This window comes from Nocardiopsis alkaliphila YIM 80379 (assembly GCF_000341005.1).
GTDB lineage: Bacteria > Actinomycetota > Actinomycetes > Streptosporangiales > Streptosporangiaceae > Nocardiopsis > Nocardiopsis alkaliphila.
In genome coordinates this window covers 1-22,807 of sequence record NZ_ANBD01000029.1, presented here as the reverse complement: position 1 = coordinate 22,807, position 22,807 = coordinate 1, and the positions used below count along the sequence as shown (strand labels likewise).

Below are 22,807 nucleotides of genomic sequence, written 5' to 3'. Positions count from 1 at the left end.
CTACGCGTGATCGAGCGGTGGTTCGTCCACTCTCCACGGTAAACGGATCGGGAGTGACGATCGTGCCCGACCGAGGTCGGGATCACGGGTGTCGCGGCTCACCGGCCCGGCCCAAAGGTCCGACCGCGCCCTTCGTCGTTCTCGGCGTACCTGGTCAGACCGGGATGTGCCACAGACAGGTGACCGTGGCCAGCAGGAAGGCCGAAGCGCCCATGATGAAGGCGCCCGCGTGGTACGAGAGTTCACTATCGGGGTGCAGGAGGCGGTTGACGCGGCGCATCACGGTGGGCTCCGCCTGTTGCACGGCGGCCATTGCTCCCGCCGGCACGGGGGCCGGCCCGGCGGCTCCGAAGCGCAACAGGGCCATGGCCAGCTCACGCGGCGAACTCTTCCGCCGAGCCTGGTCGTCGGCGCACATCTCGATGAGCAACGCGACACTCTCGTAGTAGGTGCGCACCAGGCGCACATGGGGGAACGCCCGCTTGAGCGAGGAGAAGGGCAACAATACGAGATCGTGTCGTTGACGCAGGTGAGCACGCTCGTGGGCAAGGACCGCGGCCAGCTCTCGGTTGTCGAGGACCTCCAGCGCACCGGCGCTGATCACCACCTGGGACCGCATGACGCCCGGAAGGCAGTAGGCGGCGGCCGCGGGGTGGTCCACCACTCGGGCTCCGGGGACGTCCGGATGGTCGCTGGCAACCAGTTCGAGCAGGTCGTGGTGGCGCCTGCGGACACGGACCACCTGGACGAAGGAGGCGACCAGTCCGAAGAAGAGCACGAGGGTAAGGGTGAGGGCCAACGCGACGGCGGCCAAGTGGCTTACGCCCTCCCACCCCTGGGAGAACTCGGCGAGTATGAATTCACCGGTGACCAGGTCGGAGAACAGGGCCATGCTGCCGCCGGCCGCACCGAGCCGATAGGAGGACAGACCGTAGGCCAGCAGCGCGCCGATGGTGGACACCCCCCAGGCCAGGCCCAGGGCCTGCCAGGTGATGACCGCTGTGTAGGGACCGCGGGAAGGCCATTTCGCCCGGTGCAGGGCTTCCATGGCGATGAGGCAGCAGACCGCGACAAGGGTGAGGAGGGCGGCACTGACCATACGGGCTAGTTCCTTGACTGCTCGGTTTCCGAGAGCGCGCGCCGAAGCGCTTCGGCCTCCTGGCCGTCCATGGATTGGACGAAGGCGGCCAGGGCCGCGTCACGGTCCACCGTCTGCCCGAGTGCGTCGAACATCAACTCGGAAACGTAGTTCTCACGGCTGGCTGCCGGACGGTACCGCCACGCACGCCCCTCACGTGCCCGGGTGACGACCTTCTTCTTGGCCAGCCGGTCGAGCACGGTCATGACGGTCGTGTGCGCCAGGTCCCGCTCCGCGAGCGCTTTTCCGACCTCGCGAACCGTCATTGGTTCGTTGCGCTCCCACAGTACATCCATCACCGCGCGTTCAAGTTCGCCAAGCCGATTCATACACCTGAGTCTACGCGCAGTAGTACTACCGGTCGTGGCACCCCCACGTTAATCCAGGATGGCTTGCGAGCAAGGGCATCGGGACCTTGACGGCAAGCGCGGGGAACACCTCTTCTCGCTACCGGTGACCTCGCGGAGCGTCGTACGCTCCCCTGTATGGGACACCGGCATCCGAGCAAGCTCAAAAACCCAGAGGTGGGTCACGCACGCGCGCGATGGCTATTGCGTGCGGAGCTCGCCGGATGCGACGCCTGCCGGATCGAGGGTGACAAGGACGCGCTGGCCGACCTGGCTTCGGACGGCGTCTTCGATTCCCTGCTCACGGGTTTCGTGCTCGCCCGTGTCCAACGGTGGCACTCGCACAGCAGGCCGTCCCGGTATCCGGCGACGGTGTACCGCATCGCTCCGATCCACGAGCGGGACTTCTGGCGAGCCCCGACCCAACACTGCATGCGTGTGTGCACGGTGACCGGGACCGAAGGCGTCGATACCGTTCCCGCGCTCCGGGAACTACGTCTGATGTCGAACACGGACCGTGCCCTGGTCCTGGACGACATCATCGACGGGCTGGCCGAGACGGAGGGTTGACGCTTGAGGCCGATTGTTCCGGGGTCACCGCACATGTCCCCAAAGCATGACAAACCCATCGTGGGTCAGTGCGAGAGATGCGGTGAGTACCTCAACGCCGGGGTACACACCTGTCCCAACTGCGGCCACTACAACTCCTAGGAGTACCGACCACGGAGGTCGAGTCAGCCCCTCCCGGGGTCGGCGATCGGCGGTGGATAACCCTCGGCCCCCTCGCCATCCTCCTCCAGCCACGGAGTGTGCACACGAGCTCCGGGCAACCCGGCGAGTTCGGCCACGTACCTGCGCACGTACGTCCCCTCCGGATCGAACCGCCTGGCCTGGCGCGTGGGGTTGAACCCCCGACCGGGGCGGGTGTCGTTGCCGGTCCCGGCCACCCACTGCCAGTTGCCGAAGTCGTTGGCGACGTCGCCGTCGACCAGGTGGGCGTCGAAGTGCGCACCGCCCTCGCGCCAGTGCACCATCAGGGTTCTGGTGAGGAAACTCGCGGTGATCATCCGGGTCCGATTGTGCATGAACCCTTCACGAAGCAATTGACGCATACCGGCGTCCACGATCGGCACTCCGGTACGACCCTCCTTCCAAGCCGCGAGAGCATCCGGGTCCCGTCGCCATGGACGGTCCCGGGGGCGGTAGTCCCGGACGTTGATATCGGGGAAGGCCGCGGTGACCTGGTAGTGGAAGTCACGCCAGGCGAGTTGGCGAACGTATTCGTCTCCGCCGGGGAGGTCTCGGGTGGCTCGGGCCACCTCCAGCGCGGACAGACAACCGAAGCGCAGGTCGGCGGACAGGTGCGAAGTGGCCGCGCCGGACAGGTCATCGTGTCGATCACCGTAGTCGGCGAGCCCTTGGTCGATCCAGTTCCGCAGACGTTCTCGCGCACGAGTCCACCCTCCCACCCGGCGCTCCGGGGCGAGGGATCCGACGCCGCCGCGCACGAGGTCGTCCGAGGTCGGCAGGTCGCCCGGGGCGATGCCGTCGGGGAGTTCCATCCGTTCGGGGACGGGAAGCACCTCCCGCCATCGGGCCTTCTCCCAGGCTCGCCAGTAAGGGGTGAACACCTTGTAGTGGTCACCACCGGCAGGCGTGATCCCACCCGCGGGAACGACGGTCACCCCAGGATGCACGTGTACGGCCGGCCCGGCCGCGCGTAGTCCGGCGAGCCTGCGCTCGGCGAACCGGCTCACCCCCGCACCGAGGTGCACGGTGCAGGCACCGATCTCTTGGGCCAGGCCGAGGGTTTCGGTGACCGTGTCCCCCCGACGGAGCACGAGGTCGCCGCCCAGGTCACGTAGACCGGCACGCAGGTCGGCGAGTGCTTCGGCGAGGTAGGCCAGGCGATTACGAGCGGCTCGACGGAGCAGCACGGGGTCGAGGACGAAGAGCGGCACCACCGGTCCGGCCGAGCGCAGAGCCGTGGTCAGCGCGGGATGGTCGTGCAAACGCAGGTCCTGGGTGAACAGGACGAGGACGGGCGTGGCCAACGGAACTCCCTTACTCTATGCGATCATTCAACCACCGCAAGAAGTCATGCGTGGTTATCAAGGGCGCGAGCGGGTAGGGCTTCGACATGAACGCGTACGAGCGTCCCGTCCTCGGTGTCTCCAGTTGTCTGCTCGGCGCCCCCGTGCGTTACAACGGCGGGCATTCTCGGTACCGCTTCCTCACCGATGAGCTGGATCGGCACGTGGACTGGCTGCCGATCTGCCCAGAAACCGAGATCGGTCTCGGGGTGCCCCGCCCGACCCTGCGTCTCCAGGACTCGGACGGTGCGGGCCGGGTGATCTCCAGTGCCGACGGCGCCGACCGCACCGACGAGCTCGCCGGTGTCGCCGACCAGCACTTGAAGCAACTTCGTCGGCTGGACGGTTACGTACTCAAGAACAAGTCACCGAGTTGCGGACTGTTCGCCCTGCCGGTCTTCGATGACAACGGCGACCTCGCGCGCGGCACCGGCCGCGGTGCCTTCGCCGATCGGCTCACCCGACTACTGCCGAACCTGCCCGTCGAGGAGCAGGGACGCCTGTCGGACGCGGTGCTGCGCGAGCACTTCGCGGAGCGGGTCTTCGCCCACGCCCGCCTACGAGCCCTGTTGGAGGGCGACTGGACCGCACGTGACCTGGTGGAGTTCCATACCCGTCACAAGCTCCAGTTGATGGCCCATTCCCCCGACGGCTACCGGGAGACGGGACGCATCGTGGCGCGGGCCGGTCTCGAAGACCTCGAAGGGGTGGGGGCCTCCTACGGCGAGGCGTTCCGTCGGACGCTGGCGGTGAAGAGCAGTCGGGGCAAGCACGCCAACGTCCTTCAACACGCCTTCGGAATGATCAGCCCCCGGCTGGACGACGCACGCCGGCACGACCTGCTGGCCGAAATCGAGACGTATCGCCGGGGAGACGCTCCGCTGAGCCTGCCCATAGCGCTTCTGCGACACCACTGTGCCGCCGAGGACGTGGCGTGGGCGAATGAACAGAGTTACCTGCGCCCCTACCCGGACTCCTTGCGTCTTCGGCATCCGGTGGCCGTTTGAGGACACAAGGAACGAGCCGGGACACGAAATGGCGAAGGTCCGCGCGGACACACCGCACCACTCGCACCGATCGTTCACATCGAAATACCCTGCGCCACCATCCCTCGGTCATGAGATGAGCGGTCACCGGCTCGTCCCGACCCCTGAGGTTTCGACGCGTTCGCCTCCTTCTCCCGACGCGCCACGGTGCCGTTCGCCTCCTGCGCCGTGGTCCTGACAGCCGCGTCCTTGGCCACCGTCCCTCCTGAACGGTTGGTCGAGCGGATCGGTCGACACCTGCCCCGCCCCGGGCTCGTCACCGATCACGTACACGTTCGGCCAAGATTCGGCCCCACCGCCCTCCAAGCCGATTCCCCGCCCCGGCCGAGTCACCTCCTGTGACGAACCCGGCAGCGACGAGGTCATCCCCCTCCCCGACCCGGGTCCCCCGAGCAGGAGGAGCGTTCCCTGTGGACCCGGCGCGCGTATGACGGTCACCACCCTGCGGCCTCGGAGCGGCCACGACCTCGACACGTGGAAGCGCACCTTCCCGGAGACCACGGACTTCCTGGTGTCCGCTCGGGCCGCCGCCCCCTGATCCGAAGACGTGTCAACCCCCGCCCCTGGGACGGCCCGGTCGGGAACAGTGTGTACCTTCGTCGCTGTTGACGACTACCGACCGCACACACGACCTGGAGGGCCACGGTGTCCGGACCCGTTCCGTTGGGAGATCAGGCGTCGCTTCCCTCGAGGATCGCGACCGTCAGTCTGCACACCTCACCACTCGACCAACCCGGCACCGGTGACGCAGGTGGAATGAACGTCTACGTGGTCGAGGTGGCCCGCCGGATGGCGGAGCGAGGCGTGGCGGTGGACGTGTTCACCCGAGCCACCAGCCCCTCGCTCGCGCCCGTGGTCGAACTCGCCCCCGGTGTGAACGTGCGACACGTACCCGCCGGCCCGTACGGGGAGTTGGACAAGAACACCCTCGCCGAACACCTGTGCCCCTTCATCTTCGGCATGTTGCGGGCCGAGGCCCAAGGCGCACCCGGCCACTACGACCTCGTACACGGCCACTACTGGTTGTCCGGCAAGGCCGGGGTGGTGGCCGCTCGGCGCTGGGGTGTGCCGATGGTCCAGTCGATGCACACCATGGCCCGAGTGAAGAACGCCGCCCTGGCCGACGGCGACGACCCCGAACCCGAGGAACGGGTGCGCGGTGAGGACCAACTGGTCCGCCAGTCCGATCGGCTCATCGCCAACACCGATGACGAGGCCCGTCAACTCACCGAGTTCTATGGCGCGCGCGGTGAACAAATCCACACGATCCCGCCCGGCGTAGACCTGGAGGTCTTCACCCCGGGGCCGAGGGCCGAGGCCTTGGAGCGGATCGGCCTGCCCCGTGACACCCACCTCCTGCTGTTCGTCGGCCGAGTACAGCGGCTGAAGGCCCCTGACGTGCTCATCCGCGCCGCCGCCGAACTCTTGGAGCGGGATCCGTCCCTGCGCGACCGTCTCGTGGTCGGAGTGGTCGGTGGGCTGTCCGGTGCCGGGGTACGTGAACCAGGTCTGCTCACCGCACTGGCCCGATCGTTGGGAGTGGCCGACATCGTGCGCCTGGAGCCCCCACAGCATCGCCGACGTCTGGCCGATTACTACCGAGCCGCCACTGTGACGGTGGTGCCCTCCTACTCGGAGTCCTTCGGCCTGGTGGCCGTGGAGTCACAAGCCTGCGGCACCCCGGTGGTCGCGGCCCGGGTCGGCGGGCTGACCACGGCGGTCTCGGACCGAAGTTCGGGAGTACTGGTGGAGGGACACGATCCATGCCACTACGCCGCCGAGCTGTACCGGTTGATCCACGAACCGTCATGGCATGCCAAGCTGGCCGAGGCCGCGCCCAGGCACGCTGCCACCCTGGGTTGGTCACGGACCGTGGACGAATTGTTGAACGTGTATCGGTCCGCCCTCACCCCGCGCGAGCTCCCGCTGGCCGCGGCCGCGTGCCGGTGACCGGGCCGACCGAGGACAAGGGAGGAACGCACGTGGCGGATACGACGGCGCGCGAGAACGCGATCAAGGCGATCGACGAGGCCACGACCGAGGCGGGGCTGGAGGTCGAACGACCACGGGAGGGCTCCTTCCTGGTCACCATCCCCGGCAAGGCCAAACTCAGGACCCTGGTGTGGTTGGAGGCGGGCTCGCACAGCCTCACACTGACCTCGTTCTTCTGTCGACAACCGGACGAGAACCACGCCGCGTTCTACCAGTGGCTGACCCGGCGCAGCGCGGACATGTACGGTATGGCCTTCACCTCCGACGAGTCGGGCGACGTGTACATCCGTGGCCGTCTCCCCTTGCCCGGCGTCACCGTCGAGGAGGTCGACCGGTTGCTGGGCTGCGTGCTCACCTACTCCGACGAGAACTTCAACACGGCGTTGGAGCTCGGCTTCGCTTCGGCGATCCGCAAGGAGTGGCGGTGGCGGACCGAGCGCGGTCACGACACCCGGAACCTGCGAGCCTTCACCCACCTGCTCGAGCCCACCGACGCGGAGCGGACCACGAACGGGCGTTGAACCTTCGATCCGGCCAAGGGGCGGCTCCCGAGCCGGACCCTCGAGTGACTAGGCTTGTCCCCATGGGAACTCTGGTACTGCTGCGCCACGGTGAAAGTGTTTGGAACGCGAAGGGTCTGTTCACCGGTTGGGTGGACGTGGATCTGTCCGTGAAGGGCGAGGAGGAGGCCCGCCGAGGCGGCGAACTGCTCAAGTCCGCCGGGGTGACCCCGGACATTCTGCACACCTCGCTGCTCAAGCGCGCCATCCGCACCGCGAACCTGGCCCTGGAGACCGCCGACCTGAACTGGCTGCCGGTCAAGCGCACCTGGCGCCTCAACGAGCGCCACTACGGCGCCCTTCAGGGCAAGGACAAGGCGCAGACCCGTGAGGAGTACGGCGACGAGCAGTTCATGATCTGGCGTCGCTCCTACGACACGCCTCCGCCGCCCATCGCCGACGACGACACCTACTCGCAGGCCGGGGACACCCGTTACGAACTGCTTCCGCCAGAGCTGTTGCCGCGCACCGAGTGTCTCAAGGACGTGCTGGACCGCTTCCTTCCGTACTGGTACGACAGCATCGTCCCCGACCTGTCCGCGGGCAGGACCGTCTTGGTCGCCGCGCACGGCAACTCGCTGCGGGCCCTGGTCAAGCACCTGGACGGGATCGGTGACGCCGACATCGCCGGGCTGAACATCCCCACCGGCATCCCGCTGGTCTACGAGCTGGACGGAGAGTTCAAGCCCACCAACCCGGGTGGCACCTACCTCGACCCGGAGGCCGCGAAGGCCGCCATCGAGGCCGTCGCCAACCAGGGCAAGAAGTAGCTTCGTTCCCGCCCGGGAACACCCGTGCCCGTACCGCCCTGGGCGGTACGGGCACGTTCGCGTGGGACGGGCACCCGGGATCGATACACGTGTGCGCTCAGTAGACGAGGGCCTGGGCTCCGTCCTGGAGGGTCTCCTCCACGAAGGTCGGGGCCCCCGCGATGCGCACCCCGTCGATCAGGTCGTGCTGGGCGAGGTCCCGTCGGACCGCGCACTGGGTGCACACCGTCACCCGGCCGGTGTCGAGCACCACCGCGAGCAGGTCCTGTAGAGGGGCCGCGTGTGGAAGTTCGAAGGTGGCGGCCCGGCCGGGAACGGCGAACCACGCGGACTCGCCGGTCAACCAGAGCGAGACGTCGACGCCACTGGCCACCGCCGCGGCCGCGACCGTGAAAGCCTGATTGCAGCGCTCCGGAGCGTCCTCGCCGACCGTGACCTTGATCACCAGAGTACGAGACATGTCCGTCAGACTACCGAGAGCCCGACCAACGTGAGCGCCGCTCCCACGATCACGCACAGGGTGAGGGCGACCGCCAGGCTCAGAGCCTCGACACGGCGGGGGGAGACCCTGATGGGCCCTTCGTCCACCCCATGTTCGATGGTCACGGGCGCCTCGTCCGAACCGGTCAACACCACCTGGCCGTCACGCACCCCTAGACGTCCGGTGACACGAACACGGGCTCCGGGCCGGACGACCCACTCACGGTACTCGAACTCGATGGTCTCTCCCCGAAAGACCCCGAGGATGCGACCACGGACCCGGGGGAGCAGGTCGTCGGCGGCCGCGGCCACTCCTGGCTGGGGGCGCCCCACCAGGCGTTTGAGACACAACTCGGCGTCTTTGGGTTCGGTGCCGGCGGGGTCGACGAAGATCCGGTCGCAGTCCTTGGGCCGTCCCTCGGCGATCAGGCCGAACAAGTCCTCGGAACCGTAGTCGGCGATCGAGTCGCAGGTGCGTTCATCCACTCGGCCCCCGGCCTCGTCACGGGCCGGCGGTCGATAATGACGCAGAACCTCGTGGCCGTGCCAGCCCCCCCCGCCCCCCGCCAATCCGGACTCGATGGTGCCGGCGGGACCGGGTGCGGCCACACCGCTCAGGGTCACGCGCTGCCCCTGACGGGCGGCGAGGGCTCCCGGCAGGAGCCTGGCCAGGTCACGCTGACGTTGCCATCGGCGCAGCGCTTTGATGGTCAGCGGCAAGAGGGCCACCGCTGTGGCGAGCAGTGCCACACCGATCACCAGTAACACAGGCAGCCCCTTAGGAAAGTGCGTCGGAGGTCGTAACAGTGGTCGCCGGCGAGCCCCATGACCGCACCGTGTCCGTTCACCATCTTTACCAGTTCTCCGGGAAAGCGGGGCCAATTGGGCATGTCCAGCCCAAGGCCCGAAGGTGGCGACACGGACGGCGTTCCCGGCACCCCGTCCACAAGCTAGTCTCGGAGGTTATGGACGCTGCGGTACACCCTGATCTGGCGAAACTGTCCTTCCTGTTCGGACGTTGGGAAGGCGTCGGCGTCGCCGGTTACGTTGAAGAGGAAAAATTCCAGTTCGGCCAAGAGGTCGAGTTCGCCCCCCGCGCGGGACTTCCCTACCTGGCCTACACCAGCAAGGCCTGGCGGATGAACTCCGACGGCGCCACCGGCGAACTGATCACCGAGGAATCGGGGTACTGGCGTGCTCTGTCCGAGGGGGACACCGCCGAGTACGCCAAGGACGACGAGGAGCGGATCGTCCACCTCGAGGTGCTGATCGCCCACAACGAGGGCTACCTGGAGTCCTACGAGGGCAACGTGTTCGCCAACCGGGTGGAGATGCGCAGCGCGGGAATCGTGCGCACCATCACGGGCCTGGAGGTACAGGGGTCGCACCGACTGTACGGACTGTTCAACGACGGCAGCGGGAACCTGGGCTACGCCTGGGACCTGGCCGCGCGTGACCAGGGCCTCCAGTCCTATATGTCCGCTCAGCTCAAGCGGGTGTCCCAGATCGAACCGAACCAGGGCAAGTAGGCCGGGTCGGGTTCGTCCACCAAGGGTTCCGGACATGAACGAACCCCGGGCCTGCTCCCATGTAGGGGTCGGATCGGACAAGGTCCGACAGCCCGGGGTTCGGGTGTCCGTCTGAGATTCGCCGGCGACGAGCGTCGAGCGAATACCCGGCGTCGTCCTAGCGGACGGACACCTCGCAAGTCCTAAGATCAATCATCTTTCGGACCACCTCCTTTCCTGCGTGCAGTCAAGGTACGTCCTGGGCCCGGCGCGACGCAAGTGTTTTTTCAACCTTCGTAAGCGCAGGTCATCAGGCGTGTCGGCGCGCCCTCGCCCAAGGCGGCTACCCTCGGCGGTATGACTTCGCCGCTGATGACCACACCCGGTGCCGTGAGCGCCGCAAACCCCGACTCCGACGTCGCCGCGCACTATGGTGACCCTTCCCACGAGGGCCGCGCGATCGCAAGGTCCAGTGCCTGGGTCGACCGGAGCAACCGGGGCGTGGTCCGGGTGAGCGGTCCCGACCGTCTGGGATGGCTCAACGACCTCACCAGCCAGTCGACCCGTGACCTGGCCCCGGGGGTGGGTACCGAAGCACTGATCATGGACGCGCGTGGCCGCTTGAAGCACCACCTGTCCCTGGTGGACGACGGTGAGTCCACGTGGATCCACACCGAGCCGGGCGATGCCGCCGAACTGGCCCGCTTCCTGGACTCCATGGTGTTCATGCTGCGTGTGGAGATCGAGGACCTGTCCGATTCCCTGTCGGTCCTGACCGTCCTGGGCCCCGCACGGGAGAAGGTCCTGGTCTCGGTGGAGGGTCTGACCACCCGCCCGACCGAGGACGAAACCGACTTGTTCGTCCCTTCCCAGGAGCTCGTGGCCACCGCGGAGAAGCTGACCGAGGCGGGGGCCCGCCCGGCGGGTCTGTGGTCCTACGAGGCCCACCGGATCGCCGCCCATCGGGCTCGGGCGGGACTCGACTCCGATGACCGCGCGATCCCACACGAAATGGACTGGGTCGGCTCCGCCGTGCAGCTGGACAAAGGCTGCTATCCGGGACAGGAGACGGTGGCGCGGGTGCACAACCTGGGCCGACCACCGCGCCGCCTGGTGATGTTGCACTTGGACGGGACCGCCGAGCGACTGCCCGAAGTGGGCGCCGACATCGAACTGCAAGGGCGCAGAATCGGCCGGGTGGGAAGTTCCGCCCGCCACCACGAGCTGGGCCCGATCGCCCTCGGTCTGGTCAAGCGCACCGCGCCGATCGACGCCGACCTCGTCGTGGACGGTATCGCCGCGGGCCAGGAGGTCATCGTGGATCCCGACACCGGTGCCAACGCCCAGATCGACCTACGTCGCAGGCCCCGCTGAGACGGATCCTCAGGAGGGGTGGAGCTCGCTCTGGCCGGAGACCCTCAGGTAGGAGAGCTCGGTCCCCTCGGGAAGCAGGAACATGATGTGCGTGGTGACCGTGGTGCCCGGATTGATCTCGTCCCAGTAGTAGTCCCAGGCCACGGTCACCTCGGCCTCGATGTCGTTGGCGTACGAGGTCCCGTCGGGAGTGAAACCGCGAGTACCGTACGTGTCGAAGATGGCCGGGGAGGAGCCCTGGTTGGTGACCTTGAGCCGGTAGATGTAGTAGGTCATCCCCGACGGGGCGGTGGCGTGTGAGCCCATCCCGTCGGTGACGGTGGGGTCGGTGTAGGCCGTTTCGACCACCACCCGCAGGGAGCCTACCGACGTCGAGGAGCCGTTGAAGGACGAGAGCGGAACCGCGTCGGCGGCCATCAGCTTCGCCGCACCGATGTCTTCGGATCCGGATGAGGTCTTCGCCACCGCTTCGGCTTCAGGTTCGATCGAAGCCTCCGTGGCGGACTCCGAGGAGGTCCGTGCGGAACCCGTGGGTTCGCTTCGAGGCCCTTCCAGCACCTGCGCGGTGGAGCCCGGTGACTCGTCCCAGGTGGCCAGGGCGGCCGTACAGGTACCCGTGGCGAGGAGTACCGCAGCGGGGATCGCGAGCGTGCGTGTGAACCTTCCGCTGCCGGCGGAGTGGTTCGCTCGCGAGGCATCCTTTCCCATGTCGATGTGACGCATGACACCGGGGCTTCATTCCGCTTATGTGCCCCGTTTACCCACTCTCGCCCGAAAAAAGACCGTGGACATTCGAAGGAGCCCGCTCCGAGAATCCTCCGAGCGGGCTCCTTTTGGTCCTGTTCGACCGCGGGCCCAGGCAGTGTTTTTCACAAGGCTTTTGGATCGGTGAGCGGCCCTCCAGGCGAGCCCTCGCAAGGCGATGCGCGAGGTTCGGCCTGGCCGTGCCCGACGAGCGCACAGGCACGGCCAGAGGCGGCCTGCCTGATGGACGCGAGCCCGAAATGATCCGAAAAACGCGATCTAGCGCAGGGCCGCGGCCAGGCGCTCCTCGTGCAGACGCTCGCCCCAGGCCGGCGGCAGTGGGTCGAGCCGCCCCACACGCCAGCGCAGCAGCAGGTCGGCGAGCTGCGGGTTACGCGGCAGCGCCGGCCCGTGCAGGTAGGTGCCCAGCACCTGCCCCTGGTAGGCCCCCTCGGTCCGGTCATCGTTACCGATGCCCTTCACCGTGGTCGACAGCGGGCGTGCCTGCGGCCCGATCGTGGTACGGCCCTGGTGGTTCTCGAAACCGGTGATCCGACCCACGCCCAGGGCAGGGTCGACGTCGGCGACGATCTCCCCCACGGCTCGGCTCTGACCGCGACCACTACGGATGTCGAGGATGCCCACGCCCGGAAGCGGGTTGTTCTCATCGTCACCGTAGCTCTCACCGATGATCTGATAACCGGCGCAGACCGCGAAGACGCAGGCACCACGAGCGGCCGCCCGCGCGAGTCCGCCATCGGCGCGTAGACGCTCGGCGGCCAGGATCTGCGGCCGATCCTCTCCACCACCGAGCAGATAGACGTCGCCCTGTTCGGGCACGGAGTCACTGGAGTGGACGTGCACGACCTCGGTGGGGATGCCCCGCAGTTCGGCGCGGCGCTTGAGGATGAGGACGTTGCCCTGGTCCCCGTAGGTGCTGAGCAGGTCGGGGTAGATCCACACGATCCGCAGGGCGCTGCTGGTGTTCGACATGGGTGGTCTCCTACTGGACTCGGCCGTACGCCGTGCGGATCTGCTGGAAGGCGGTGTAGTTGGCGATGACGTCGACCTTGGTGATGTCGGGGCGCTCGGTCTTGAGCTTGGCCAGAACCTCGTCCACCCGGTCGGCGACCTCGAAGGGGACTTCGTCGGTCTCCAGGCGCAGGGCGAGGTCGGTGCGGCGTTCACCCATGACGAAGACACGACGATCGCGCAGGACACGGTAGTCCACGTCCCACAGCCAGGAGGTGTCCTTACCGTCGGGGACCTGGGCGTTGACCGCCAGGATGACCGGAACCCGCGGCGGGTCGAGGACGGCGAAGGACTCCAGCCAGCCGGCCGGGTTCTTGGCGAGCAGGAGCCGGACCTCCACGCCCATGGTGACCACGGAGGTGTAGCGGCCGGCCACCGAGGTGATGTCGCGCAGACGTTCGACGGTGCGCTCCGGATGGATGCCATAGGCGGCGGCGGTGGCCGCGGCGATCGCGGCGTTGGAGCGGTTGGCGTCACCGGGCAGATTGAGACGGAGCTTGATCTGCTGTCCCTCGGGGGTGGACAGGGTGTCGGATTCGTTGTCCACCGACCAGGTGGTCCGAGGACGGGCCAGGCCGCACTCGGGGCACTCCCAATGCGGGTCGACGTCACGCTTGAGGTGACCACCGCACTCGGGGCAGCACCAGGAATCCTCCTTCCAGCGCTGACCCGCCGACACCCAGGTCGCGTTGGGAGCGCCCAATCCCGCCCAGGCGACGAGCGGATCGTCGGCGTTAGCGATCACGTGGGTGTTGCTCTGCGCCAGGGTGGTGCGCCACTTCTTGGCGAGCAGGTTGATCTCCGAGGCACGATCCATTTGATCGCGGCTGAGGTTCATCAGCACGACGAAGGTGGGGTTGGTGGCCTTGATGACCTGGGGGAGGTACTTCTCGTCCACCTCCAGCACACCGTTGACCGCGGATTTGTTGTCGGACAGCGCGGTGATGTGCCCGGTCGGCATGTTCGCGCCGTACTCGTTGGTGGCCACGTCACCGAACTCGCGCAGAGCCTGTGCGATGAGACGGGTCGTGGTGGTCTTTCCGTTGGTGGCACTGACCAGGGCGAGGCGGCGCCCTTGGGCGAGTTTGGCGAGCAGGTCGGGCTCGACCTTGAGGGCGACGCGGCCGCCGATGACGGAGCCGTCTCCGCGTCCGGTGGCCCTGGACAGGCTTGCCGCGCTCCTGCCCAGTACCGAGGCCAGTTGGGCGCGCAGGGGAAGCTCGCTCATCAAATCTCCACGATCGCTAGATCACCCGCACGAACGCGCTTCGGCGGCGGGCGATGTGTCGGGCCAAGCCTAATGTCCATCACCCCTCAGACCCGCCAGTCCAAACGCTCGGGTGGCGGCCCCAGATTGGGTGGCACCCGGGTCGGATCGGTCCTGACGTCGACCGCCGAGGCCTCTGGTACGTGAACGTCCTCGGGCTTTCCACCACCCCTTGGCCCATCGGCCCGGACGCCCTCACCCGTCGACACGATACGTGGTCCGGTGTCCGGGGATCGCCGGGACGTCCCCGCCCGGGGAGCGCCGTCCTCGAACCCGTCCTTAGGAGCCAAGCCTGCGACCGCATCGGACTCGCGGTGGTCCTCGGCGGTGGCGAGAGTGGCTGTGGACAGGGTGAGGATACCCGGGTTGGTGTCGATCAGGATCGGGCCATCGGGGGTCAGGACGAGGGCAGCGGTGGGGGGGAGTCGCACAAGGGCTCTCCAGTCCAGCCCCGTGAGTCCTACCGTGGTCTCCTCCTCACGTTCCACCGCGTCCAGGGCATCGACGTCGGCCGCCTGGGTGGTGACACGCCCCCACACCGTGGCGGATCTCACATGGCGCACCAGGTCCAAGGGGGCGATCGCGGCGGCGGCGTTGCGGATGAGCGCCCCTGACTCGGTGTGCGGAGACGGAAAGAGGGGATCGCCCTCGGTTTCGACCTGGTCGTCACCATCGGCTCCGACCGCCATGTCACCGACGAACTTTCCGACCACCTCGGTGAGGCGATGGACCTCCAGGTCCTTCCGGGTGTGCGTCCACGCATCCGGCATCTCGGCGAGCAGGCGTCGGAATCGCTCGCCCCCTCCGGGCGGACGCATCACCACCGGCACACACGTGGGTCCCCTCACGTGCCGTAGGGCGGCGGGGACCGCGTCTTGGAACATCAAGATCACCTCGACCCCGCCGTCCTCGGCAGCGGCCAGGACCTGCTCCACCTCGTCCTCGGGGAGTCTTTCGGCCCCGCAGACCACCACACTGCGGGTCCGTCCCGGACGTACCCGGGGTGGTCGGCCACCCGGGGTGGCCGGGGCCGGTTCCCGTGCCTCCAGAAGTTCGCTGAGCGCGGCCACCGCGTAGGTGCCGTACATCCGGGCCGCGTCGGGCCCGGAAGCGCGGTCGGTGGAGATGATCTTGACCTGGGCGTAGGTCTCGTCCCGCGCACGGGTTCCGACCGCTTCGAACGGGGCCAGACGTTGCTCCAGTGCCCAGGCCCGTCCCCGGATCTGCGGATCGTCGGCACATCGTGCCCGGACCCGGGCACGCTCCCGTTGCGTGAGCAGGGCCAATGCCGGGTCGTCCTCGGCCACGTCGTCGACGGGGGTCGACAGGGCGCGTAGCCCTCCGATGAGCCGAGCGATTCCGACCTCTTGGCCGAGCACCTCCAGCAGGCGCAACAGGAGCGTCTCATCGGCGTCGGCGTCCTCGGCCCGCCCTGAGGCCGCGGCCACCGCGGACAGGACGCGAGCACGCTGTCCGGCGTCCAGGTTGGTTCCCAGTGTCATCCTCGGCAGGTCGGCCGGAAGGACCCAACGTCTGGGTTCCACCGCACATCTTCGACTCAGGCGAGCGAGTTCGCGGGTGATGGCGTGTCCGGTGAGATCGACGACGGTGAGGTCTCCGCCCTCCCTGAGACGGGAGACACCGATGGTGGTGAGCAGGGCCGACCATCCCGTGTCCGAGCCACCGACCACGACCACCGCCGAAGTGTCGGAGGGCACCGTCATCCCGTACCACCGGGGTTGAGCCTCGTAGGCGCGGGACGCGGCCTGCCACTCGGTGTACCGGGCGGCGTGTTCACGCTGCCGCTCGTGCAGGATCCGATCTCGATCGGCGCGTTCGGCGGCCAGCCGTTCCTCGGCGCGTTCGAGACGTTGGGCCATCACCTGACGACTCTGGACCAGCGCGAAGGTGACCGGGGCCGCGATGGCCATACAGGCGAAGACCCCGCCCAGGGCCAGGCTGCCCGGCAGGATACGGAACAACCACAGCAGTGGGCACAGGAGCGCGAACAGTCCGAGCCCGCCCAAGGCGACGTGGAGTGGCCGATTGGTCTGTGCCTCACTGTCCCGCTGGCCGGCGATCCATTCCTCACTGACGGTCCGCACGTCCTCGGGGGCCGGACGGCGGGGAGCGGGCCCGGGCGGTGGGATGAGGACCTTGTGTCGCCATCCGAGGTAGGTGCGCCCCGCTTCACCTCGGGCCGCCATCACCGATGACCGTGCTGTGGGCACCGTCCGAACACCTCCTGGCCGGCGGCGGAGAGGAACCACCGGGGAATCGTCCACGCGGGGGGGCTCCGGTCCCCGGGCGATCGGAGGCCGGGTGCCCGGAATCGGCGCCCCGCGTGCTTGCCACGGTCGGCCACGCCCAATGGTCGAAGGCGGAGGGTGTCCACACACCCGAACGGTGTGGCCATGGTCATCAGTGAAGCAGGGCGGCCGACCGCTTTCCAGTCCCGAACCCCCACCCGTGGAAAACTCCGCGGAAAGACGTTCCCCCGACCATCGATCACGGGTACGTTCACTCGAACGGGTCCGGGGCGCGAGGGGACAATAGGGTAGGAACCCGGAACACAACGGAAGATCGAGCTTCGAGGAGCGCCCCCATCGCCGAGTTCGACCCCCGCATCGTTTTGGCCCTATGCACGCCCCTGCTCGCGGTGGCGCTGATCTTCTGCGCGGTGTCGGCCTGGCGCTGGAATCGACGCCACGGGCAGCCGGGGTGGCTGCTGCGCGAGCAATGGCGTACCCAGACGCCCGACATGGCCGCACAGCGCAGGGTTCGCCCCTACGTCAAGGGGGCAAGACCCGCGCCCGACGCCGAGTCGGCCCGGCTGACCGTCGCCACCGCCCGAGCCCGACTCCGGGCGTGGGAGAACCCCTGGCAGGTCGCCCTACAGTCCCTGCTCGTCTTGGTCATGGCCCTACAGGTCGCCGCCCTGGGAGGTGTGTACCTGGCCTGGCCCTCGGCCCTGGTGTGGCTTTGTGTCCTCGTCCTGGTCTCCTTCGCCGTATACCTGCCCTTCCGCCTACGGAGCGTGGTCGGCCACTCCCGCAGAGCCCTGGAACTCAACGAGGGACTCGCGGCTCGACGACCCACCGAGTGCCCGGACGACGGCCCTTGCGGCTTCGGCCCGGGCTCACGCGATCCGGCCCCCTGACCCCGAGAATCGGTGCACTCGAACCACGACCCCGACGGGAGGACACCGCACACACGACGGCGCCGGTGCCGACGGATCGCTCCGTCGGCACCGGCGCCGGGTTCGTTCCACTGCCGGTCAGGCCTGGACTTGGACGTCCACGACCTTGCCGATCTCGGCTTGGACGGGGTACTCACCGGTGAAGCCCTTGGAGGCCAACACCCGCACCTTCCAGTCGCCATCGGTGGCGAAGAACCGGAAGGTTCCTTCGTCACCGGTGGCGACCTCGCCGACGAAGTCGTCGGAGGAGCTCAACAGACGGGCGTAGGCACCTCGCAACGGCTGTCCGTCACGGGTCACCGTGCCCTGGATGACCGCCTGGTTCCCGGCGTCGACGTCGGCCAGGGCGACACCGCCCTCGGGGGCTCCGCAGCTGTCACTCACTTGGGCTCGGCCTCCCCGACCTCGACCGGAACGCCGACCAGGGAGCCGTATTCGCTCCAAGAGCCGTCGTAGTTCTTGACGTTCGGAACTCCGATGATCTCCTTGAGCGCGAACCAGCTGTGCGAGGAGCGCTCCCCGATCCGGCAGTAGGCGATGATGTCCTTGTCCAGGTCGACACCGGCCTCGGTGTACAGCTCGCGCAGTTCCTCGGCGGTCTTGAAGGTGCCGTCCTCGTTGGCCGTCTTGGCCCACGGGATGTTGCGCGCCGTGGGGATGTGGCCACCCACCTGGGCCGCTTCCTGCGGAAGGTGGGCCGGGGCGAGCAGCTTGCCGGTGAACTCGTCGGGCGAGCGGACGTCGACCAGGGCCTTGGTCCCGATGGCCTCGACGACCTCGTCGCGGAAGGCACGGATCGAGGTGTCCTGCTCCTTGGCCTGGTACCGGGTGGGGGTCCGCTCAGGGACCTCCGTGACCAGTTCGCGGGAGTCGAGCTCCCACTTCTTGCGGCCACCGTCCATCAGGCGGACGTTCTCGTGTCCGTAGAGCTTGAAGTACCAGTAGGCGTAGGCCGCGAACCAGTTGTTGTTGCCGCCGTACAGGATGACCTGGTCGTCGTTGCCGATGCCCTTGGCGGACAGCAGCTTCTCGAAACCGGCCTTGTCCACGAAGTCGTGGCGGACCGGGTCCTGGAGGTCCGTCTTCCAGTCGATCTTGACGGCGCCGCGGATGTGGCCCTTGTCATAGGCGGACGTGTCCTCGTCGACCTCGACGAGAACGACGCCGGCGTCGTCCAGGTGAGCCTCCACCCAGTCGGCGTCCACGAGGACGTCGGAGCGGCTCATGAGAACCTCCTGTGTTTCTTGTGCGGTGTCGCGTGTGTGATCGGTGGGTCAGGGTTTCGGGCGTGGTGGCCGAAAGTGGGAGATCGCGCCGTTCTCGTTCGTCCGGGGTCGTCGGAGTAACCCACTAGACCCGGGGAAGTACCGGGGCGAGCACGGAGGAAGAGTCAGGGTTGAGCGGGGCGGACGCGGTCGGGTTCCGCCGTCCTGGGCGCACGAGGGCGTCGGGGGCTGATCGGTGATCAAGGCGCTGAGGCGCTGCTCGTCGAACATGACCCGCATGAGATGTCATCCCTGTGTGCGTCGAGATACGGAGGAACCGGCTCGCACGGTGCGGTGGGCACGAGGCCCGTCCGCCCTAGGGACACAGACAGAGCGCGGCGGCGACGCGGCAGAAATCAACCGCCCGTCGCTTCGTCAGATACGCGCTCAGCAAGGAAGTCACGCCTTAGACGCTACAGGGAGTCCCTCGCGTTGTCACTAGTGCCGTAGATCACAGGAAGCTCCGTTCGCCCCGACAATCCTCGCTTCAGGGCCGTTCGGAGTGGTCCGAGATGTGGGAACGGCGTCTCAGGAACGAAATCGGCGGCTTCGAGGGCCGTTCCCGGGTCAAGGGACCGCTTGGCCGAGCGCGGCGATCACGTCGGCCTTGCGAGGCTGCCCTTGAGCCCTGCGCACGATTCGGCCGGAAGCGTCCAGCACGAACACCGTGGGTGTTCCCCGCACCTGGAGTCGGCGTACCAGGTCCAGGTGTGATTCGGCGTCGACCTCGACATGGGCCACGCCCTCCACCATGGACGTCACGTCCGCCAGGATCCGTCGCGTGGCCCGGCAGGGCTGACAGAAGGCACTGGAGACCTGTACCAGGGTGGCCCTCTCCCCTAGTTCGGCGCCGATCTGCTCGGCGCCGAGCGTCTCCACGGCGGGGGTCATCAGGCGACCTCGGAGCCCATCAGCGGGATCTCCGTTCCGGCACCGGTGATCCGCAGGCCGCTGGAGGTGGGCTCCATGTCGGTGATGGTCAGTCCCAAGGGCAGGTCGGGTACCTGAGCGCCGAAGGTGAGCATGGCGGCGACCTGGTCGTCGACGTTGATGGGCAGGTCACCGACCTCGATGTCGACGGGGGTCACGGCCAGCACGCCGTCTTCGACGGTGAACTCGCCACCGCTGGAGACCGAGGTGCTCAGGCCCAACTCCGGTAGGGCCAACTCGCCACTGATGCGCGGTTCACCGTTCTCGGTGCCGATGGTCATGCCCTCGGGCAGGTAGGGGTTGAAGTAGGAGTAGGGGACCACGAAGGAGCCGTCGACCTGGCCGGCGGTCACGGTGGGCTGATCCATCAGGTCGCTCAGCGGGGCCTCGACGTCGGAGGCGGTCGCCTCGATCTGCTCGACCGTCACCTCACTCATGGTGGCACTGTCGGCGTTGATGTCGACCTCCGTGTAGGTTCCGCTCAACACCTGGGGCAGGAAGGCCCACCCCTTGATGGCCACGTCCGGTTCCTCGGACATCTCCATCTGGTGGGCCAGACGTTCGGAGAGGGTGTTCTGCGCGAACGAGCGCGCCCCGATGTCGGCCACGACCACGAGTGCCGCGAGAAGGATCAGGAAGACGACAAGGAACTTACGCATCGGAAATCCCAGCACACTTTCTTTCGCTCCGGCGCGCCGCCCGGCTGGGTCATCCGGCCGCTCTTGGTCACACGCCATCGGCACCCGATGGGTGCCGGTCATGAAGAACCTGTAGGGAAGAGTACTTCACCCCGTATTGGACGCGGAGTGCACCGAATCGGTGCGATGCCGACCACGTCGGGCCGTGATCGAAGCGTCAGCGGGGCGGCAACATGGCGGCGAGGCCGTCACTGGCCGCCGCACCGGAAAGGGAGAGCTCGATCACGTTGGTGGCGACCACGTACCCGGACAGGTGGCGGGTGAACTCCATGGTGTGCGGCTGCTGCTCGTGTTCCTCCTGCGCCGGCTCGTCACGGTAGATCGCGTAGACGATGCGCTGTAGAGGCGCGCTCGGCACGGTGTGGGAGGCGAACAACAGGGTGTCCGGTTCACGGGCGGCCACCTCGGCGACCATGGCGTTGGCGAGCTGGTCGAACCCCTCGCCCCGCCCTTCGGCCAGTGTGTAGATGGTGATGACACCACGCAGCTCGTCGGTGGCGGGGTTCGAGGGCGGGTCCCCGTAGAGGTCGTCGTAGGGGTCGGCTTTACGGCGCTTTCGGCGCACGGGCTCCTCCTGCGGGTCGTCGAGTTCGTCGTCCATGTCGTCGTACTCGTCTTCGAAGTAGTCGTCGTCATCGTCGTCGTAGACGTCGCGACGAGGTCTGGCCGCCAGGGCGCCGGCCCCCCAGAGGGCGGAAACGGCGCCGAGCATCAGTGACGGTCCCATGACGTCCAAGCCCATACGACCGACGAGGACGGCCAGGAGCGTGGCCAGGGCCAGCAGCCCGAGGACGGCCAGGTCGGTCCTCCCCCGACCACGGGTGCCGCGACGCGCGGCGGCGACCAAGGCGGTGACGAGAAGGACGGCGGCGAAGATTTGCGCACTGTTCACCAACACGCGCGGGATCAGGTCGTAGTGCTCGGCCAGCGGGGGGAAGGAAGAGCCGAAACGACCACTGAGGCGGTCGACGGCCAACACCACGATGGGAACGATGGTGAAGACGCTGAGGAACAGGCGGGAGGTGAAACGAGCGTTCGGTACGCGGACCGCGTACTCGAAGGCTCCCCAAGCCATGTAGACGGGGCCCAGAAGGCTGACGCCCAGTTGCAGGAGCCGGAAGGTGAGTTCGCCGAAGTCGAAGAGCGCACCGATCACCGCGGCACTGAGCCCGACGGTGATCCCCAGCGAGGCGATCAACCAAGCGATCGCGGCGACACCGGGACGACGTTGGGCATACGCGGTCAGCGCGGCGGTGGCGCTCCAACCCACCAACGCGCTCATGAATGTCAGTCCTACCGTGACCATCACGACAATGATGTCGCACCCCGATGGGTGGATGTGCCCAACATGCACTTTTGGTGGGGTCGCTCCAGGCGAGATCTCGCAGAGTGCAGGCCGAAACCACACTTGACACTGTGAGCTTCATCACCAGCCCCACGTGGAGGTGCAGCGACAGCACGAGGGCCCACGGGGGCCCGTAGGCTCACAGTGTTCGGGGCCCGGCCCCGGTCACCGGAGGACAGCCTCCCCACCCCGATTCCAGGAGAGAACCGTGTTGCAGGACGCTCCGCCCCCCGGCCCCGGAGCCGCCTTCTTCGACGTGGACAACACCCTGATGCGGGGCGCGTCGATCTACCACTTCGCCAAGGGCTTGGCCGCGCGTGACCTGTTCACCACACGCGACCTCTTGCGCTTCGCGTGGGGTCAGACGGTGTTCCGGGTGACCGGCAGCGAGCAGCCCGGGCACATCAACGCCGCTCGGGAGGCCGCCTTGGCCTTCATCGCCGGACACGACGTGGCGGACCTGGTCTCCCTCTGTGAGGAGATCTACGACGACTCCATGGCGAGCCGCGTCTGGGAGGGCGCGCGAGCGCTCGTTCAGGGGCACCTGGACGCGGGCCGACAGGTATGGCTGGTCACCGCGACACCGGTGGAACTGGCCGAGATCATTCGATGTCGGCTGGGGTTGACCGGGGCGCTGGGCACCGAGGCCGAGAACATCGACGGGGTGTACACGGGTCGTCTCAACGGCGATCTACTCCACGGCCCGGCCAAGGCGGTGGCGGTACGGAGACTGGCCCGTGAACAGGGCTGGGATCTGGCGTCCTGCTCCGCCTACAGCGATTCCTCGAACGACCTGCCCCTACTGTCGCTGGTCGGCTACCCGCACGCGGTGAACCCCGATGCGGAGCTGCGTCGGTACGCCCGGGCGCACGGCTGGCCCATCCATGACTTCCGCACGCACCGGACGGCGCTCAGGGTGGCGCTCCCCGCGGCCGCGGCGGGAGCCCTCGCGGGCGCGATGGCGGTACGCGCGCTCAGGCACCGTCGAGCGCTCAGCACCCGCTGAGCGCCGTCCGGCC

At 67.8% G+C, this 22,807-nt stretch carries 25 protein-coding genes; 9 read left to right on the top strand and 16 right to left on the bottom strand.

The window, feature by feature from the left end; all coding sequences use genetic code 11:
- Positions 1–154: 154 nt before the first annotated feature.
- Positions 155–1,099: a M56 family metallopeptidase gene (locus D472_RS0103715; RefSeq protein ID WP_017603158.1), complete on the bottom strand. Its 945-nt coding sequence runs from the start codon at positions 1,097–1,099 to the stop codon at positions 155–157.
- A 5-nt stretch (positions 1,100–1,104) separates the two neighbouring features.
- Entirely contained in the window at positions 1,105–1,467 is a 363-nt protein-coding gene (locus D472_RS0103710; protein ID WP_083903372.1) for a BlaI/MecI/CopY family transcriptional regulator, read from the bottom strand.
- Positions 1,468–1,623: 156 nt separating this feature from the next.
- Between D472_RS0103710 and D472_RS0103705 the strand changes: the two genes are divergently transcribed.
- The gene (locus tag D472_RS0103705) at positions 1,624–2,055 is read left to right on the top strand and encodes a hypothetical protein (protein ID WP_026117352.1); all 432 of its coding nucleotides are present in this window, start codon (positions 1,624–1,626) and stop codon (positions 2,053–2,055) included.
- A 164-nt stretch (positions 2,056–2,219) separates the two neighbouring features.
- Here D472_RS0103705 and D472_RS0103700 read toward each other — a convergent pair whose 3' ends face one another.
- Complete coding sequence (locus D472_RS0103700; protein ID WP_017603155.1) at positions 2,220–3,539, bottom strand: cryptochrome/photolyase family protein; 1,320 nt, start codon at positions 3,537–3,539, stop codon at positions 2,220–2,222.
- 86 nt (positions 3,540–3,625) lie between these two features.
- Between D472_RS0103700 and D472_RS0103695 the strand changes: the two genes are divergently transcribed.
- The 4 genes from D472_RS0103695 (at position 3,626) to D472_RS0103670 (ending at position 7,946) form a co-directional block, all read left to right on the top strand.
- Positions 3,626–4,585: a YbgA family protein gene (locus tag D472_RS0103695; protein ID WP_017603154.1), complete on the top strand. Its 960-nt coding sequence runs from the start codon at positions 3,626–3,628 to the stop codon at positions 4,583–4,585.
- Positions 4,586–5,269: 684 nt separating this feature from the next.
- Positions 5,270–6,574, top strand: coding sequence for a D-inositol-3-phosphate glycosyltransferase (mshA, locus tag D472_RS0103680; RefSeq protein WP_017603151.1), 1,305 nt, complete (start codon positions 5,270–5,272; stop codon positions 6,572–6,574).
- 32 nt (positions 6,575–6,606) lie between these two features.
- The gene (locus tag D472_RS0103675; protein WP_017603150.1) at positions 6,607–7,137 is read left to right on the top strand and encodes a type III secretion system chaperone family protein; all 531 of its coding nucleotides are present in this window, start codon (positions 6,607–6,609) and stop codon (positions 7,135–7,137) included.
- Between the two features lie 62 nt (positions 7,138–7,199).
- Positions 7,200–7,946: a phosphoglyceromutase gene (locus D472_RS0103670; RefSeq protein ID WP_017603149.1), complete on the top strand. Its 747-nt coding sequence runs from the start codon at positions 7,200–7,202 to the stop codon at positions 7,944–7,946.
- A gap of 97 nt (positions 7,947–8,043) precedes the next feature.
- Here the strand turns inward: D472_RS0103670 and D472_RS0103665 are convergent, their stop codons facing one another.
- Positions 8,044–8,406 carry a DsrE family protein gene (locus D472_RS0103665; protein WP_017603148.1) on the bottom strand — a complete coding sequence of 121 codons (363 nt, stop codon included), beginning with the start codon at positions 8,404–8,406 and terminating at the stop codon, positions 8,044–8,046.
- A 5-nt stretch (positions 8,407–8,411) separates the two neighbouring features.
- Entirely contained in the window at positions 8,412–9,194 is a 783-nt protein-coding gene (locus D472_RS0103660; RefSeq protein WP_017603147.1) for a hypothetical protein, read from the bottom strand.
- Between the two features lie 197 nt (positions 9,195–9,391).
- Here D472_RS0103660 and D472_RS0103655 point away from each other — a divergent pair, with 197 nt between their 5' ends.
- Positions 9,392–9,955 carry a nitrobindin family protein gene (locus D472_RS0103655; RefSeq protein WP_017603146.1) on the top strand — a complete coding sequence of 188 codons (564 nt, stop codon included), beginning with the start codon at positions 9,392–9,394 and terminating at the stop codon, positions 9,953–9,955.
- Between the two features lie 336 nt (positions 9,956–10,291).
- Positions 10,292–11,308 (top strand): CAF17-like 4Fe-4S cluster assembly/insertion protein YgfZ, encoded by a 1,017-nt coding sequence (ygfZ, locus tag D472_RS0103650; RefSeq protein ID WP_026117351.1) that lies wholly within the window; start codon positions 10,292–10,294, stop codon positions 11,306–11,308.
- A 9-nt stretch (positions 11,309–11,317) separates the two neighbouring features.
- Here ygfZ and D472_RS27070 read toward each other — a convergent pair whose 3' ends face one another.
- The 4 genes from D472_RS27070 to D472_RS0103630 form a co-directional block, all read right to left on the bottom strand.
- Positions 11,318–12,031 (bottom strand): DUF4352 domain-containing protein, encoded by a 714-nt coding sequence (locus D472_RS27070; RefSeq protein WP_017603144.1) that lies wholly within the window; start codon positions 12,029–12,031, stop codon positions 11,318–11,320.
- 300 nt (positions 12,032–12,331) lie between these two features.
- On the bottom strand, positions 12,332–13,045 hold the full coding sequence (locus tag D472_RS0103640) for a type 1 glutamine amidotransferase (protein ID WP_017603143.1): 714 nt from the start codon (positions 13,043–13,045) through the stop codon (positions 12,332–12,334).
- 10 nt (positions 13,046–13,055) lie between these two features.
- Positions 13,056–14,312 carry a MurT ligase domain-containing protein gene (locus D472_RS0103635; RefSeq protein ID WP_017603142.1) on the bottom strand — a complete coding sequence of 419 codons (1,257 nt, stop codon included), beginning with the start codon at positions 14,310–14,312 and terminating at the stop codon, positions 13,056–13,058.
- An 86-nt stretch (positions 14,313–14,398) separates the two neighbouring features.
- Positions 14,399–16,558: a hypothetical protein gene (locus tag D472_RS0103630; protein WP_017603141.1), complete on the bottom strand. Its 2,160-nt coding sequence runs from the start codon at positions 16,556–16,558 to the stop codon at positions 14,399–14,401.
- A 425-nt stretch (positions 16,559–16,983) separates the two neighbouring features.
- Here D472_RS0103630 and D472_RS0103625 point away from each other — a divergent pair, with 425 nt between their 5' ends.
- Positions 16,984–17,511 carry a hypothetical protein gene (locus D472_RS0103625; protein WP_017603140.1) on the top strand — a complete coding sequence of 176 codons (528 nt, stop codon included), beginning with the start codon at positions 16,984–16,986 and terminating at the stop codon, positions 17,509–17,511.
- Here D472_RS0103625 and D472_RS29475 read toward each other — a convergent pair.
- The 7 genes from D472_RS29475 to D472_RS0103595 form a co-directional block, all read right to left on the bottom strand.
- Complete coding sequence (locus tag D472_RS29475; RefSeq protein WP_152447892.1) at positions 17,491–17,622, bottom strand: 50S ribosomal protein L32; 132 nt, start codon at positions 17,620–17,622, stop codon at positions 17,491–17,493. The genes D472_RS0103625 and D472_RS29475 overlap by 21 nt on opposite strands.
- A gap of 6 nt (positions 17,623–17,628) precedes the next feature.
- Positions 17,629–17,934 (bottom strand): DUF1416 domain-containing protein, encoded by a 306-nt coding sequence (locus D472_RS0103620; RefSeq protein WP_017603139.1) that lies wholly within the window; start codon positions 17,932–17,934, stop codon positions 17,629–17,631.
- Positions 17,931–18,776: a sulfurtransferase gene (locus D472_RS0103615; protein ID WP_017603138.1), complete on the bottom strand. Its 846-nt coding sequence runs from the start codon at positions 18,774–18,776 to the stop codon at positions 17,931–17,933. The genes D472_RS0103620 and D472_RS0103615 overlap by 4 nt, the downstream gene beginning before the upstream one ends.
- A 355-nt stretch (positions 18,777–19,131) precedes the next feature.
- The gene (locus D472_RS29470) at positions 19,132–19,218 is read right to left on the bottom strand and encodes a putative leader peptide (RefSeq protein WP_394295612.1); all 87 of its coding nucleotides are present in this window, start codon (positions 19,216–19,218) and stop codon (positions 19,132–19,134) included.
- A 164-nt stretch (positions 19,219–19,382) separates the two neighbouring features.
- On the bottom strand, positions 19,383–19,706 hold the full coding sequence (locus tag D472_RS0103605) for a TlpA family protein disulfide reductase (RefSeq protein WP_017603137.1): 324 nt from the start codon (positions 19,704–19,706) through the stop codon (positions 19,383–19,385).
- On the bottom strand, positions 19,706–20,404 hold the full coding sequence (locus D472_RS0103600) for an LmeA family phospholipid-binding protein (RefSeq protein WP_017603136.1): 699 nt from the start codon (positions 20,402–20,404) through the stop codon (positions 19,706–19,708). Before D472_RS0103600 ends, D472_RS0103605 begins: the two co-directional genes overlap by 1 nt.
- Positions 20,405–20,600: 196 nt before the next feature.
- The gene (locus tag D472_RS0103595) at positions 20,601–21,725 is read right to left on the bottom strand and encodes a putative quinol monooxygenase (protein WP_017603135.1); all 1,125 of its coding nucleotides are present in this window, start codon (positions 21,723–21,725) and stop codon (positions 20,601–20,603) included.
- A 271-nt stretch (positions 21,726–21,996) separates the two neighbouring features.
- Here D472_RS0103595 and D472_RS0103590 point away from each other — a divergent pair, with 271 nt between their 5' ends.
- A complete protein-coding gene (locus tag D472_RS0103590) occupies positions 21,997–22,794 on the top strand; it encodes an HAD family hydrolase (RefSeq protein ID WP_017603134.1) in 798 nt (265 codons plus the stop codon).
- Positions 22,795–22,807: the final 13 nt, after the last annotated feature.

Excerpts from the sequence above, each read along its gene's own strand:
- D472_RS0103670 (WP_017603149.1), top strand. The coding sequence starts at position 7,200 with ATGGGAACTCTGGTACTGCTGCGCCACGGTGAAAGTGTTTGGAACGCG.
- D472_RS0103595 (WP_017603135.1), bottom strand. The coding sequence starts at position 21,725 with ATGAGCGCGTTGGTGGGTTGGAGCGCCACCGCCGCGCTGACCGCGTAT.
- D472_RS0103665 (WP_017603148.1), bottom strand. The coding sequence starts at position 8,406 with ATGTCTCGTACTCTGGTGATCAAGGTCACGGTCGGCGAGGACGCTCCG.
- D472_RS0103715 (WP_017603158.1), bottom strand. The coding sequence starts at position 1,099 with ATGGTCAGTGCCGCCCTCCTCACCCTTGTCGCGGTCTGCTGCCTCATC.
- D472_RS0103600 (WP_017603136.1), bottom strand. The coding sequence starts at position 20,404 with ATGCGTAAGTTCCTTGTCGTCTTCCTGATCCTTCTCGCGGCACTCGTG.
- D472_RS0103630 (WP_017603141.1), bottom strand. The coding sequence starts at position 16,558 with ATGGCGGCCCGAGGTGAAGCGGGGCGCACCTACCTCGGATGGCGACAC.
- D472_RS0103635 (WP_017603142.1), bottom strand. The coding sequence starts at position 14,312 with ATGAGCGAGCTTCCCCTGCGCGCCCAACTGGCCTCGGTACTGGGCAGG.
- D472_RS0103705 (WP_026117352.1), top strand. The coding sequence starts at position 1,624 with ATGGGACACCGGCATCCGAGCAAGCTCAAAAACCCAGAGGTGGGTCAC.
- D472_RS0103640 (WP_017603143.1), bottom strand. The coding sequence starts at position 13,045 with ATGTCGAACACCAGCAGCGCCCTGCGGATCGTGTGGATCTACCCCGAC.
- D472_RS0103710 (WP_083903372.1), bottom strand. The coding sequence starts at position 1,467 with ATGAATCGGCTTGGCGAACTTGAACGCGCGGTGATGGATGTACTGTGG.
- D472_RS0103655 (WP_017603146.1), top strand. The coding sequence starts at position 9,392 with ATGGACGCTGCGGTACACCCTGATCTGGCGAAACTGTCCTTCCTGTTC.
- D472_RS0103695 (WP_017603154.1), top strand. The coding sequence starts at position 3,626 with ATGAACGCGTACGAGCGTCCCGTCCTCGGTGTCTCCAGTTGTCTGCTC.
- D472_RS0103615 (WP_017603138.1), bottom strand. The coding sequence starts at position 18,776 with ATGAGCCGCTCCGACGTCCTCGTGGACGCCGACTGGGTGGAGGCTCAC.
- ygfZ (WP_026117351.1), top strand. The coding sequence starts at position 10,292 with ATGACTTCGCCGCTGATGACCACACCCGGTGCCGTGAGCGCCGCAAAC.
- D472_RS27070 (WP_017603144.1), bottom strand. The coding sequence starts at position 12,031 with ATGCGTCACATCGACATGGGAAAGGATGCCTCGCGAGCGAACCACTCC.
- D472_RS0103605 (WP_017603137.1), bottom strand. The coding sequence starts at position 19,706 with ATGACCCCCGCCGTGGAGACGCTCGGCGCCGAGCAGATCGGCGCCGAA.